We start from the raw sequence: 12,911 nt of genomic DNA, 5'->3' as shown, positions 1-12,911 counted from the left end.
ATACTAACCAATAAGAGCAACTTACTTCGGGCTCTTATATTCATAAAAGCGTTGATACTTCCTTGAACTGCTTTGTGCTCAAAAGGAAAATCTTTACGGTGACATCTATATCTGGATGTAGATTAAGTGCACGTTTAAGTGTAATACGAGAAAACGTAATCAGTACCAACTTCGATAAGCAATAGTTAGAATAAGTTCCTTAACTATTGTTTTTTTTAAATGTTTAAAAGACAAATCAAATGTAGAACAGATTTTAAACAGATGCCCGGTCAGTTCACGTTACTTTAAGCGATATATGTAACAAACTGTATTGAACGATAAGCATCTTGCTCAATCTGTTTCAACTCACCAGTACGTACATTGTACTCGTTTTAGTCATTTGTTAACAAATGAAATGTTAACAAATTTTAGGTGAGCAGGGGTTTTTACCATGATATTTACTTTAGCTATTGATTAGTATAACTAATGTATTTCTTATTCCTGTGAGCCAGTTCACGCCTCTTTGGATTTTACAATCACTCTGCTACACTAGCTTGGGTTCATTTTTCGACTAGACTACCAATGGACAATACGACTCAAAATTTGTGGCAATGTTACCAAGCGCCGTTGTTTTTGCTGACTCAAGCATTATCCTGTGATTTTTCCTTTGCTGTTATTACCGCTCATAATCCCGCTTCAAAACTTCTCTCTCCTAGCCAAAACCGTTTACTCGATCGCCAACTTCTCCGTGAAATTGAATTACTCGGTAGCCCTTATCGTGCTTTAGTGGGCGCTGCACCGGATTTATCCCACATGGAAAAAAGTTGGGCCGTGTTTATCGATAGAACGATGGCATTGCAATTGGGTAAGAAATTTAATCAATATGCGATTTATGTTGTCGAACAAGGGGATGTGAGCTTAGTGCCTTGCACCTTGGATGGACATGATGAAGTGTGTTTAGGCAAATTTAGAGATTATGTGCAGCTGGTATACGAGCTACCCGATTTGAACACTTAGTTGTTTTCAAAAGATTTTATTTAAATTGTTCATTTGTTATGAAATTAGCATTGACTTCATTAGGGGTTTATTGCTACTTTTTTCGTCCCTTTCCTAGGAAAGGAACAGAAGAGGAGCGTTAACTAGGTAGTCGGTCAGAGGAGCACAAACTCCAGCGATGACTGATGAGGGAGATTAACGCCGAGGCATAGATATGGTTGCTGCATGTTTATGTCGGTCGCTCAGGCTGAATCCTGACGATTGTCACCTGTAATTGGTGGAGAGCTTCTGGTGACGATTGCTGTTTCCCTTCTTTTGGGGTGCGTTATCATTGAGCACCAGGCTCTTCGAACGAAGTCAGTTCGGAGTGTGATCATGTTAGTTAATCAATATCTTATTCAATCTGCATTTATTTGTTGCCCTACGTGTTTCACGGAGGTGCGCTAATGTCCCTCGTTGTTGCAAAATTTGGTGGCACCTCAGTCGCCGACTATAACGCTATGAATCGCTGTGCCGACATAGTGTTAGCTAATCCTCATTGTCGTTTAGTTGTGGTCAGCGCTTCGAGCGGCGTGACGAATCTGTTAGTGGAATTGACCCAAGAATCGATCAACGACGATGGCCGATTACAGCGATTAAAACAAATTGCCCAAATTCAATATGCGATTTTAGATAAGCTCGGTCGTCCTAACGATGTGGCCGCCGCATTAGATAAATTATTGAGTCGCATGTCGGTATTGAGTGAAGCGCTCGCATCACAACGCAGCAAAACGACTATGGATGAGTTGTTGTCCCTCGGTGAGCAATGTTCTTCGGCGTTGTTTTCGGCTGTGATCCGTGAGAAAGGTGTTAACTCAAGTGCCTTCGATGTGCGCCGAGTATTACGTACTGACAGCCACTTTGGCCGCGCCGAACCTCAGGTCGAGCAGATTGCGACTTTAGCTCGTGATTATCTACAGCCACTGTTAGCGGAACAAGTGATTGTCACGCAAGGCTTTATCGGTGCCGATGAAGCGGGACAAACGACCACGTTAGGTCGCGGCGGTAGTGATTATTCTGCTGCGTTGTTAGCCGAAGCGCTACGCGCCTCAGCGGTCGAAATTTGGACTGATGTTGCGGGGATTTATACAACGGATCCTCGTTTGGCGCCCAATGCCTTTCCGATTGCAGAGATCAGTTTCAATGAGGCTGCCGAGATGGCGACCTTTGGTGCCAAGGTATTGCATCCAGCGACTATTCTTCCTGCCGTTCGTCAGCAAATTCAAGTGTTTGTAGGTTCAAGTAAAGAGCCTGAAAAAGGCGGGACTTGGATCCGTCACCAAGTGGAAGATGCGCCCGTATTTCGCGCTGTGGCTTTGCGCCGCGATCAAACTCTGTTAAATCTGCACAGCTTGCAAATGCTGCATGCGCAGGGCTTTTTAGCGGAAACCTTTGCGACATTAGCGCGACATAAGATCAGTGTGGATTTGATTACCACATCAGAAGTGAATGTGTCTCTAACCCTCGATAAAACCGGTTCAGATTCAAGTGGTCAAGGTCTGTTGAGTGAGGCATTGCTGCAAGAATTATCACAGCATTGTCGTGTGCGAGTTGAAGATGGATTGGCCTTAGTGGCGATTATCGGTAACCGCATCGCGACGACGCCGGGTATTTGTCGTCGTGTGTTTGAAGTGTTAGAGCCACACAATGTGCGGATGATTTGCCAAGGTGCCAGCCCACATAATCTGTGCGTGTTAGTGGCAGAATCGGAAGCGGCGCAAGTGGTTAAATCGCTGCATCAAAATCTGTTCGAAGGCGTTTAGTATGTTGCCGACAACATCGTCTCTGCAAATCGGGGAGCTTGCCGCAGGGCAAGCACTCACTTTGCCTATCTACCATTTCAAACTGAGTGACGAGAAGGCGACTGGCCCCAAAGTGTATATTCAGGCCAATGTCCACGGTGCTGAAGTACAAGGGAATGCGGTGATTTATCAGTTGATGAAGCAGCTTGAACACTGTGACATCCGCGGCGAAATCACCTTAGTGCCATTGGCCAATCCACTCGGGATCAACCAAAAAAGTGGTGAGTTTACCCTTGGCCGATTTGATCCTATTACGGGCGCGAATTGGAATCGTGAGTATTTGAATCATGCTATTGATTTGCCGACTTGGTATGGCGAACATGCCAAGCTGAGTGATAGCGAGCTGCTCCAAGCCTATCGCAGTACTTTGGTAGAAGCCTGTCAGCAAAAATTGCGTCATGAATGGGGTATCACCACGGGTCATAGACTTGCGGTTAACCTGCAGATTATGGCCCATGGCGCGGATATAGTGCTCGATCTGCACACAGGTCCTAAGTCTTGTAAGCACTTGTATTGTCCTGAATATGACTTAGCTGCTGCGCAGTTTTTGTCGATCCCTTATACGCTCATTATCCCCAATGCCTTTGGTGGCGCCATGGATGAGGCTGCGTTTTGTCCTTGGTGGCAATTGAGTGATTTTGCAAAATCTCAAGGGCGCGATTTAGGGGTTGCAGTGTCAGCGTTAACCTTGGAATTGGCGAGCCAAGAGCGCGTCTGTCTTGAGGATGCACTGGTTGATGCACAAGGGATTTTGGCATATTTAAGCCACCGAGGCGTGATCGCTGAAACCGTTGCACCCGCTAAAATGCAGCGCTTTGGTTGTTATCTAAAAGACTATAAAAAATATCACGCGCCAAGTTCTGGTTTAGTGGAATACCTTGCACCTGTGGGTGAGCCATTAGCTGCGGGGCAGCCCTTAGTGAATTTGCTGCGAATGGATTTATACGGTACGGCGGATGAGCTAAAGACGGTCAGTTTACCACAGGACTGCGTGCCGATTTTGCACTTTGCTTCGGCGTCAGTGCACCAAGGAACTGAGCTTTATAAAGTGATGACCAATGTGTTTGAGTTGCCGACATTCCAGCCTAAATCATAAAAATTAGCTCGTAAGCATTAGCCCATAACAATTAGCTTAAGGGACTGAGAGAAAACAACGCCAATCCTAATCGATTGGCTTTGTTGTTTTAAGGTGGCTATAACCACTTAAATCGATAAAAAAGCGCCATTTGCAGGGCGACGAGTGAGATTAATATGCCGCAGAAGGTGGCGAAGGCCCAAGTGTTGTCCGCGCCCGGTATCCCGCCAATATTGACCCCAAGTAAGCCTGTTAAAAAGCCTAGCGGTAAGAAGATTGCTGACACTAAGGATAAGAAGTATAAGCGTTTGTTGAGTTGCTCCGACTGCTGACTGAGTAATTCTTCTTGAGTCACATTGGCCCTATCGCGCAGGGCATCGAGATCTTCAATGGTGCGGATAAGTTTATCGTTTGTTTCCCTTAGCTTGAGTCGCTCAGTATCTTTAAATAGGCTAAATTGCTCAGAAATCATTTTCGAGAATGCTTCGCGCTGTGGGGCTAAATAGCGGCGAATGGCCACAGTTTGACGGCGCAGTTCGGCGATATCGGTACGTAAGTCTTTCACATTGCCTGAGACGACTAGTTCTTCTAAATCAGAGAGCTGTTCTTCCAATTTATCAATAAACTCGACTTTACGATTGGTCAGTCGCTCGCAGATTGCGACGATAAAGTCCCCCGTAGTTGTAGGCCCATTGCCCTCAAGGATTAGCTCGGCGACATCTTTGACCGACTGTAACTCGCGATCGCAGGTGGAAATGATCCGCTGTTTATCGGCATAGATACGCACTGCCACCATGTCTTCGGGAGCAGAATTGGGGTTGAGGTTAACGCCGCGTAATGCGAGTAATATGCCTTCACCTGTAATCACAGCGCGGGGACGAGTGTCTTGGGCGAGTAGGGCATCACTTTCGACCTTAGGCAGACCGCTATTGAGTATCCAGTGGCGTGCCTTTTTATTACGATAGCGAAGGTGTAACCAGAGTAGGCCATCCTGAGGATCCCATTTTTCGATCTGTTCTAGGCTCAAGGTAGAACCCGCTTGGGCGCCGCTGAGCACTAAACTGTAGATAAACCCTTCGTGCATATCGCATTCCATTTAACTTTCAAAATCATCCAAACAAACTAACTGATTTTGTCATGAAAATGAAGTCAGTACTTATGCTTAACGACATGAGGTAAACGTTAATTGACATAAATTTGATGTGCTGAGGGATGCAAGCAACTTAGCCAAGGATAGGTTAAAATTAGCATTAGTAGGCTTAGATCAAAGAGACAATAAAATGGAATACGAATTTCGGCGTAACAGTTTAACTGGCACTTTTTTGGCTAGCTTTAGCATGGATCATGAAGTGCTTGGGCAATGGTTTACGGAAGAATTAGGGACTGAGTTAGCTAAAATTCAGCAAGTGTTGGGTGTGATAAAAGAAATTCAAGCCGATAAACGAGGTTCATGGCGTCTTGTTGGTAATGATTTTACCTTAGAGTTAGAGCGTGAACAGGCGCGAGTCTTTGCCAATACTTTAGGCTTTGAACAAGAATATGAATTGGAAGAGGCTATGTCACTCTATGATGCTGAGTCAGAAGCTTATTGTGGCCTAGAGGATTTTGAGCAGGCGCTATTGAGTTGGCAGCAATTTATTGAGAAAGGTTTGTAATCATTTATTTAATCTCTATTTGATAAAAACATAAAGGCAATCATGGGATTGCCTTTATTGTTTGCGCTATACCAAGCTCATTTTCGTATCTTTAATGATTCAGATAGCGCACCGCCATTTCGGTTCTCGATTTAGCATTGGCTTTACGCAGTAGGTTTTTTACGTGCACTTTAACTGTGCCTTCACTAATGTGTAAATGCTCTGAAATCATGCGATTACTTAAGCCTTCCGCCAGTTGCTGTAGAATTTGCAGCTCCCTTGGGGTTAGGCTCGAAATCCATTCTTGTTCATCGGTCGCATCTTTAAGTTCGTAAAGGTATTCCTCGACTTCATCGCTGATCACCCTGTGGCCAAGCATGGCATTCTTGAGTTTTTCGAGAAGCAAATCTGGCTCAGTATCTTTAAGCAAATAGCCGTCGGCTCCAGCGCGAAGTAAACGGATAACATCCTGTTTTGCATCGGAAACGGTGAGAATTACTATGCGTGAGGTAACACCTTCTTGGCGCATGGCGTTGAGGGTATCTAGGCCTGTCATGCCTTTCATATTCAGATCGAGCAATATGATGTCGGGTTCATCGGTGACCACTGCGGTTAATGCGTCTAAACCACTACCGGCTTCGCCAAATAGGCTGAAGTCAGGATCTGAAGCGATGAGCTGGCAGATGCCTTTGCGCAAGAGGGGATGGTCATCGACCACTAGTACGGAATAAGGTTTACCCATTTGAAGGCTCCTGTTGAGATGGGAAAATAAGCGTCACTCTAGTGCCACTTGACTCCTTGCTGTGCTGCACAAGGTTTAATGGGCTGTTAGGTTTGAGTGCGTCGTCTTGTGCATTGCATCCTTGCTCAGTTGTGGTTGCCATAGCAGGTTTAAATCTCTTTAAATCATTGTCGCTGAACACGACTTTACCTGAAAGCTTACTGGCTCGTTCATGCATTATACCTATGCCAAAATGTTGATCTCGTTCTTTTAAATGTCCAATACCTATGCCGTTATCACAAACATCAATATTGACCATACCCTCGTCATCCTTATAGCAATGGATGTTAATGAGGCTGGCCTCGGCGTGTTTGATGGCGTTTAACGTCGCTTCTCGCGTGATCTGCAGTATGTGGATGTGCTGCTTTGCCTCTAGCCATTGTGGCGCAAGTTTATAGTCTAAGGTTATCTTTATATTCGTCTTTGTCCTGAGTTGCTCAAGCATAGCCTCTAAAGCACTTTTTAGATCGGGCTCTTTAATTGTGAGCCTAAAGGTGGATAGTAACTCCCTGAGTTGCACGTAGGCAGTGCTTACACCTTCGTTGATTTCGGTTAACTGCGCCTCAACGATCGGGCTGCGGCAACTGCAATCTAAGTTTTTGCGTAATAAGCTAATTTGGATTTTTAGGAAAGATAGCACTTGACCCAAAGAGTCGTGCAGCTCTCGGGCAATCACGCCACGTTCCTCCATTAGCGCCAGTTGCTGTCTTTGCTCTGTGGCATTGTGGATCACGATTGAGCGCGTCAACATAATTGCGAAATTGTTAAACAAGGCGATATTGGGTGTTTGGTCGGCAATTAACTCTAAATAGCCTAAATTAGCCTGCTCAAATTGCAGTGGGAAACGGGTGCTCTCTTGAGTCATATCTGGCCAACCGCCATCGGCCTCAATCACTTCTAACTCTTGCTCTGGGTATTGAATGATGAGTCTTAGGTAGTCGAGTGATTCATAGCCTTTTAACTGATTCAGCGCCGCCTTGAGAGCCTTGTAATCGAGTTTATTTGCGTTTAATGTCAGTAGGTTATCATATAAGAATGCCAGCTCGTTGTTGGCCCTTGTCAGCGCTAAGGTTTTTTCTGCTACCTGCGATTCTAAGTTGCCATAAAGCGTCGCGAGTTCCTTCGCCGTTTTTTGTAGGGCATGGGTCAGCGCTGTAAGTTCAATATATTCGGTCTCGGGCATTTCTATTTCAAAATTACCCTTAGAAATCGTGTTGGCCGATTCCATCAGTTTTTGCAGCGGGATCACCACTTTCTTCTTTGTAAAACGCACGGCCACAAAAGCGATAATGAGCATGACGCCTAAGCCTAATATTTGGCTGGCGGCAAGGAGCCTGAGTTTAAAGGCGGCGTAGTGCTCCATCTCAAGCACCAGTAAATCAATGGTATCAACAAAGTCCTTCAGTGAGGCGACATAATCGCGGGAGTTTTCTTGTTCTATGTAGTGTTTCATCACCAGCCATTTATCGATGACAAGCTGATATTGAGCGGCAATTTCTGGCGGACTAAACCAACTTTCCGAGGGCTTTAATGTGTCGGAATAGAGCGTATTTTCGAATTCGGTGATTTTATCCTGCGCAGCATCACTGCCTGAGTTGGCGTAAAACATTAACCGATAGCTTTGCATCCTCAGCGACCCTGAGGCATTAATCGCCTTGGCGTCGCCTAAGCTGTAGGACAAATTGATGATAGCAAAAGTCGATAAACTACTAGAGAGCAGAATAAGTACTAACATTAATCCTAAGATTTTTGAGGTGAGACTACCTCGTTTCATTAATCCGCTGTTCATTTTGATGGCCGCTGTTATGGCACTTTGCAGTGGTTTTTACATTAGAAAATAATGTAATACATTAACAAAAGTATAGAAATGTGAACAACAACACCTTTACATTTTGATCTAGCGCAAACTTCAACCTAGATACCCCCTAAGAGGTATATTTTTAGCAGGGTTAAATCACTAAGTTTGACCATGGAGATGTCGTGATTTACAACAATAATGCAACACGGAGATGAGATGATGAAGAAGATGACAGGTAAGTCCTTTGCACTGAGTGCACTGGTTGCCGCCAGCTTCATGGCAGCGGGCGCAATGGCGAGTGATAAAACAGAGCCTCGCAACGAAGTTTATAAAGATAAATTTAAGAATCAATATAATAGCTGGCATGATACCGCAAAGAGTGAAGAACTTGTCGATGCGATTGGGCAGGATCCTAATATGGTGATCCTGTGGGCTGGCTATGCATTCGCAAAAGATTACAACGCTCCTCGCGGCCATATGTATGCCGTGACCGACGTGCGTAATACCCTACGTACTGGTGCGCCGAAAAATGCGGAAGATGGTCCATTGCCTATGGCATGTTGGAGCTGTAAGAGCCCTGATGTACCTCGCTTGATTGAAGAGCAAGGCGAAGATGGTTACTTCAAAGGTAAGTGGTCAAAGGGTGGCCCTGAAGTGACAAATACCATTGGTTGTGGTGATTGCCATGAAAAAAGCTCTCCAAAGTTACGTATTTCACGCCCTTATGCAGACCGTGCTTTTGAAGCTATAGGTACACCTTTCAGCAAAGCGTCTAAACAAGATAAAGAATCAATGGTATGTGCTCAGTGCCACGTTGAGTATTATTTTGAGAAAACTGACGACAAAAAGAATTTTGTTAAATTCCCTTGGGATATGGGTACAACAGTTGAAAAAATGGAAGTCTACTATGACTCAATCCAATTTTCTGATTGGACACACGCCCTTTCTAAGACACCAATGTTAAAAGCCCAGCATCCAGAGTATGAAACGTGGAAAATGGGTATTCACGGCATGAATAATGTGAGTTGCGTTGACTGTCACATGCCAAAAGTGACCAGTGCTGAAGGTAAGAAGTTTACCGATCATAAAGTGGGCAATCCATTCGACCGTTTTGAAGAAACCTGTGCAACTTGCCATAGCCAGACTAAAGAGTTTTTGGTTGGCGTGACTAATGAGCGTAAAGCCAAAGTCAAAGAAATGAAGTTGAAAGCGGAAGAGCAATTAGTCAAAGCACACTTTGAAGCAGAGGCTGCGTGGAAAGCTGGCGCAACTGAAGAAGAAATGAAACCCATACTAACAGATATCCGCCATTCACAATGGCGTTGGGATTTAGCGATTGCTTCCCATGGTGTTGCAGCTCACGCACCGGATGAAGCATTGCGTATTCTGGGAACTTCGGTAAGTAAAGCTGCTGATGCTCGTGTGAAGTTAGCGCAATTACTCGGTAAAAAAGGCATCACAGATCCTGTTGCGATTCCTGATATCTCTACTAAAGCTAAAGCACAAGCAGCCTTAGGTATGGACATGAAAAAGATGAATGCTGAGAAAGAAGCATTTAAGAAAGACATATTACCTAAGTGGGATGAAGAAGCGAAAAAACGCGAAGCCACTTATAAGTAGGTTTTAATCAATCGCGGTTGAGTTTTCGATATGAGCTAACCCCTCATGCAAACAAAAGCCCTCGCTGACTCAGCGGGGGCTTTTTTATGGAAAAAAATATCGAGTAATGTCAGGCGCTGGTCATGCTGGCAAATACCACGGGCTAAATCGTTATTTGATTAGTTTTAATAACGCCCTAAACCGCTCGCCTTGGGCTTGATGTTGTAATTCAAATAATAGCGATTCCACGTTAGTTAATAGGGCGCCTCTGGCCGTCATCATTTGGATCCCGAGTTGTTTATTCTCAGCACTGCGTGACGATACGCAATCGGCGACTAAATGCACCGAATATTGCTGTTCGATAAGGTCACAACAGGTTTGGTAAACACACACATGGTTTTCAATACCCGCCAGTATGACGTGTTTGCGATTCGTCTTAGTTAATGCCTTTGCAAACGCGTCACAGTGCCAGCCGCTAAAATGCTGCTTGGCAATGGGGGAGCTGGTTTTCGCAAGTAAGGTTTGCAGCTCAGGGCTAGTTGCTCCGAGTTTATCGGGTAGCTGTTCTAACCACAGTATTGGAATTTCAAATAATTGTGCGCCTTGGATTAAGGTCTGTAGTTGTTGATGCAGCTTGTCACTGTTATCCATGATTTGTGCAAGTTTTCCTTGCACATCGACGATAACGAGAACACATTCTTCTGGTTTTAACATCGGGCCTTCCTTCTGCGCTTGATGATTGTCTTAGTGATGATCTTCGCTTTTGTCTAAGAGCTTGTGTTGTGATGCTCAGATTTCATCTCGATTTACGCTTCCCCCAGTAGACCCTAATTTAACCTTGTTACCAATAGGCCTAAGGTCGAATAGCTGTCGCACTTAAACTGCTCACTAAAAGAGTGCATCGCACCAGTTAGTGCTCGATTATGGTGCATTTTTAACCTTGAAAAATAGTGTTAAAAAATTTAAACCAATAATAATCAATAGATTAAATTGTTGGCCTAATGATTGAATTACCTTTGATACAAGTTAATAACAATCGCGTGTTTTTGGAGGTCAGGATGAAACTAGTCAGCGCTATCATCAAGCCGTTTAAGTTGGATGATGTCCGTGAAGCTATCGCCGGAATTGGTATTGAGGGCATGACGGTGACCGAAGTGAAAGGTTTTGGCCGTCAGAAAGGGCATACAGAGTTGTATCGCGGCGCCGAGTATCAGGTGGATTTTTTGCCAAAAGTAAAACTAGAAATTGCCACTAAGGCTGAAAATCTCGACATGTTGATTGAGGCCATTACCACTGCGGCCCATACGGGGAAAATTGGTGACGGTAAGATCTTCGTCGTTGATTTAGAACATGCTATCCGTATCCGTACGGGTGAACTTGATACTGAAGCGCTATAAGGGGCTGACAATGGAAGAATTAACGAAATTAGGCGGCACAGTCACTGAACTACGCTTTGCACTCGATACCTTTTACTTTTTGATTTCTGGCGCTTTAGTCATGTGGATGGCGGCGGGATTCGCCATGTTAGAGGCGGGTTTAGTTCGCTCTAAAAATACCACTGAAATTTTAACTAAGAACGTTGTGCTGTACGCGATTGCCTGTGTGATGTATCTGTTGGTTGGCTATAACATCATGTATGTGGATAACACTGAAGGTGGCTGGTTACCGTCAATTGGCACCTTAATTGGTTCGCAATCAGCAGATGCGAGCCATGCATTAGAATCTGACTTCTTCTTCCAAGTTGTATTTGTGGCAACGGCGATGTCAATTGTCTCTGGTGCTGTGGCGGAACGGATGAAGTTGTGGGCTTTCTTGTTCTTCTCTGTGGTGATGACAGCGGTTATCTATCCAGTAGAAGGTTATTGGACTTGGGGCCAAGGTTTTATCGCTAAACTGGGCTTTGTAGACTTTGCTGGTAGCGGTATTGTGCATATGACGGGGGCGACCGCGGCGATTGCTGGCGTGATATTGCTCGGTGCGCGTAAGGGTAAATACGGGCCTAATGGCCAAGTGAATCCTATTCCAGGCTCTAACTTGCCAATGGCAACCTTAGGTATGTTTATTCTGTGGATGGGCTGGTTTGGCTTTAACGGCGGATCGCAATTAATGGTGTCGGATGCGGCGAATGCAAGCTCAGTGGCGAAAGTGTTTGTGAATACCAATACTGCAGCGGCTTTTGGTGCTATCTCTGCTCTTATCGTGTGTAAGATGATTTGGGGTAAAGCGGATTTGACCATGATCCTTAACGGTATTTTGGCTGGATTAGTGGCGATTACGGCAGATCCTCTTTCGCCTTCATTGTTAATGGCGGGTGTGATTGGTTTAGTGGCGGGCGGCGTGGTGGTGTTCTCGATAGTGGGCTTAGATCGCATTAAGATCGACGATCCCGTCGGTGCGATTTCAGTACACGGTGTGGCTGGTTTCCTTGGCTTAATGTGTGTGCCATTATCCAATGCCAATGCAACTATTACCGGACAGTTGACGGGCGCAGCGATCATTTTCACTTGGGTATTCTGCTCATCATTTGCAGTTTGGTATGTGATTAAGATAACCATGGGGATCCGTGTGACTGAGGAAGAAGAATACAACGGTATGGATGCTTCTGACTGCGGTATTGATGCCTATCCTGAGTTTGTTACGGTCAAAAATGCGGGCTGATTAAACTTGCACATTAACACGTGATTCACCTTGATGCTTAGCTTGGATCGAGGGATAGTGAAGCAGAGCCTAGGCTCTGCTTTTTTATGGGTAATCACTGTGATTGAAGTTTAAGCACAGGGTCATAAGCTTAATTACTGAGCAATTCTGTTTTCTTGTATAAATTAAGGAGTGTTCTATGAGCTTGAATATAAAAACAATAGGTCAATTTTCGCGATTAAGTCTTATCGTCATTTCTGGCTGGATATCGGTTTCTGCCTTTGCAGGAGAAGTGATCGTTAATCGCTCAAGTGAGCCTGTCGATGCCTTTGCCGTGCGTGATCAAGTGCTCAAGGATTTTGAATGGCAGGAGTCGCTTCGTCGCCAGCAGCAAATCCAAATTCTGCAGGCTTTACCCTCAGGTTGCGTTACGGTCATGAAACCCTATCGACATTTTACCTGTGGAGAGCATAACTATCGGCCGTATCATTATCAGCAGCGTGAGTTATACATAGAAGTTGACCGACCTTCACAATAGTTAATTCATTAAATTATTTGCGATTATTTTCAA

The 12,911-nt window shown here is 44.7% G+C and carries 12 protein-coding genes and 1 riboswitch; of the genes, 8 read left to right on the top strand and 4 right to left on the bottom strand.

Annotation, left to right across the window (positions count from 1 at the left end):
* The first annotated feature begins 561 nt into the window (after window positions 1–561).
* From KO537_RS03615 to KO537_RS03605, 3 genes are all read left to right on the top strand, one after another.
* Window positions 562–996 carry a DUF3293 domain-containing protein gene (locus tag KO537_RS03615; RefSeq protein WP_168824631.1) on the top strand — a complete coding sequence of 145 codons (435 nt, stop codon included), beginning with the start codon at window positions 562–564 and terminating at the stop codon, window positions 994–996.
* 100 nt (window positions 997–1,096) lie between these two features.
* A riboswitch (Lysine riboswitch) is annotated at window positions 1,097–1,271 on the top strand.
* A 150-nt stretch (window positions 1,272–1,421) separates the two neighbouring features.
* Window positions 1,422–2,777: a lysine-sensitive aspartokinase 3 gene (gene lysC, locus KO537_RS03610; protein WP_219233878.1), complete on the top strand. Its 1,356-nt coding sequence runs from the start codon at window positions 1,422–1,424 to the stop codon at window positions 2,775–2,777.
* 1 nt (window position 2,778) lies between these two features.
* Complete coding sequence (locus KO537_RS03605; protein WP_219233877.1) at window positions 2,779–3,912, top strand: succinylglutamate desuccinylase/aspartoacylase family protein; 1,134 nt, start codon at window positions 2,779–2,781, stop codon at window positions 3,910–3,912.
* A gap of 97 nt (window positions 3,913–4,009) precedes the next feature.
* Here KO537_RS03605 and KO537_RS03600 read toward each other — a convergent pair whose 3' ends face one another.
* A complete protein-coding gene (locus KO537_RS03600) occupies window positions 4,010–4,975 on the bottom strand; it encodes a zinc transporter ZntB (protein ID WP_131525184.1) in 966 nt (321 codons plus the stop codon).
* Between the two features lie 196 nt (window positions 4,976–5,171).
* Here KO537_RS03600 and KO537_RS03595 point away from each other — a divergent pair, with 196 nt between their 5' ends.
* Window positions 5,172–5,546: a YacL family protein gene (locus KO537_RS03595; RefSeq protein ID WP_105250233.1), complete on the top strand. Its 375-nt coding sequence runs from the start codon at window positions 5,172–5,174 to the stop codon at window positions 5,544–5,546.
* Between the two features lie 91 nt (window positions 5,547–5,637).
* Here KO537_RS03595 and KO537_RS03590 read toward each other — a convergent pair whose 3' ends face one another.
* A complete protein-coding gene (locus KO537_RS03590; RefSeq protein WP_173247473.1) occupies window positions 5,638–6,267 on the bottom strand; it encodes a response regulator in 630 nt (209 codons plus the stop codon).
* On the bottom strand, window positions 6,260–8,095 hold the full coding sequence (narQ, locus tag KO537_RS03585; RefSeq protein ID WP_219233876.1) for a nitrate/nitrite two-component system sensor histidine kinase NarQ: 1,836 nt from the start codon (window positions 8,093–8,095) through the stop codon (window positions 6,260–6,262). Before narQ ends, KO537_RS03590 begins: the two co-directional genes overlap by 8 nt.
* A gap of 225 nt (window positions 8,096–8,320) precedes the next feature.
* Between narQ and nrfA the strand changes: the two genes are divergently transcribed.
* Window positions 8,321–9,724, top strand: a complete 1,404-nt coding sequence (gene nrfA / locus KO537_RS03580; RefSeq protein ID WP_219233875.1) for an ammonia-forming nitrite reductase cytochrome c552 subunit — start codon at window positions 8,321–8,323, stop codon at window positions 9,722–9,724.
* A 150-nt stretch (window positions 9,725–9,874) separates the two neighbouring features.
* Here the strand turns inward: nrfA and KO537_RS03575 are convergent, their stop codons facing one another.
* Window positions 9,875–10,417 carry a hydrolase gene (locus tag KO537_RS03575; RefSeq protein WP_219233874.1) on the bottom strand — a complete coding sequence of 181 codons (543 nt, stop codon included), beginning with the start codon at window positions 10,415–10,417 and terminating at the stop codon, window positions 9,875–9,877.
* Window positions 10,418–10,761: 344 nt separating this feature from the next.
* On the opposite strand from KO537_RS03575, the gene KO537_RS03570 reads away from it, so the two are divergent.
* The 3 genes from KO537_RS03570 (at window position 10,762) to KO537_RS03560 (ending at window position 12,878) form a co-directional block, all read left to right on the top strand.
* Window positions 10,762–11,100, top strand: a complete 339-nt coding sequence (locus KO537_RS03570) for a P-II family nitrogen regulator (protein WP_028761800.1) — start codon at window positions 10,762–10,764, stop codon at window positions 11,098–11,100.
* A gap of 10 nt (window positions 11,101–11,110) precedes the next feature.
* Window positions 11,111–12,361, top strand: coding sequence for an ammonium transporter (locus KO537_RS03565; RefSeq protein ID WP_028761801.1), 1,251 nt, complete (start codon window positions 11,111–11,113; stop codon window positions 12,359–12,361).
* A gap of 178 nt (window positions 12,362–12,539) precedes the next feature.
* A complete protein-coding gene (locus tag KO537_RS03560; RefSeq protein ID WP_028761802.1) occupies window positions 12,540–12,878 on the top strand; it encodes a hypothetical protein in 339 nt (112 codons plus the stop codon).
* The last annotated feature ends 33 nt before the right edge of the window (window positions 12,879–12,911 follow it).

This window comes from Shewanella sp. NKUCC01_JLK (genome assembly GCF_019345615.1).
Lineage (GTDB): Bacteria > Pseudomonadota > Gammaproteobacteria > Enterobacterales > Shewanellaceae > Shewanella > Shewanella oncorhynchi.
Note: the sequence above shows the minus strand (reverse complement) of the source record. Positions and strands in the feature narration are given on the sequence as shown.

Excerpts from the sequence above, each read along its gene's own strand:
- narQ (WP_219233876.1), bottom strand. The coding sequence starts at position 8,095 with ATGAACAGCGGATTAATGAAACGAGGTAGTCTCACCTCAAAAATCTTA.
- KO537_RS03590 (WP_173247473.1), bottom strand. The coding sequence starts at position 6,267 with ATGGGTAAACCTTATTCCGTACTAGTGGTCGATGACCATCCCCTCTTG.
- KO537_RS03600 (WP_131525184.1), bottom strand. The coding sequence starts at position 4,975 with ATGCACGAAGGGTTTATCTACAGTTTAGTGCTCAGCGGCGCCCAAGCG.
- KO537_RS03605 (WP_219233877.1), top strand. The coding sequence starts at position 2,779 with ATGTTGCCGACAACATCGTCTCTGCAAATCGGGGAGCTTGCCGCAGGG.
- KO537_RS03560 (WP_028761802.1), top strand. The coding sequence starts at position 12,540 with ATGAGCTTGAATATAAAAACAATAGGTCAATTTTCGCGATTAAGTCTT.
- KO537_RS03575 (WP_219233874.1), bottom strand. The coding sequence starts at position 10,417 with ATGTTAAAACCAGAAGAATGTGTTCTCGTTATCGTCGATGTGCAAGGA.
- KO537_RS03565 (WP_028761801.1), top strand. The coding sequence starts at position 11,111 with ATGGAAGAATTAACGAAATTAGGCGGCACAGTCACTGAACTACGCTTT.
- KO537_RS03615 (WP_168824631.1), top strand. The coding sequence starts at position 562 with ATGGACAATACGACTCAAAATTTGTGGCAATGTTACCAAGCGCCGTTG.
- lysC (WP_219233878.1), top strand. The coding sequence starts at position 1,422 with ATGTCCCTCGTTGTTGCAAAATTTGGTGGCACCTCAGTCGCCGACTAT.
- KO537_RS03570 (WP_028761800.1), top strand. The coding sequence starts at position 10,762 with ATGAAACTAGTCAGCGCTATCATCAAGCCGTTTAAGTTGGATGATGTC.
- nrfA (WP_219233875.1), top strand. The coding sequence starts at position 8,321 with ATGATGAAGAAGATGACAGGTAAGTCCTTTGCACTGAGTGCACTGGTT.
- KO537_RS03595 (WP_105250233.1), top strand. The coding sequence starts at position 5,172 with ATGGAATACGAATTTCGGCGTAACAGTTTAACTGGCACTTTTTTGGCT.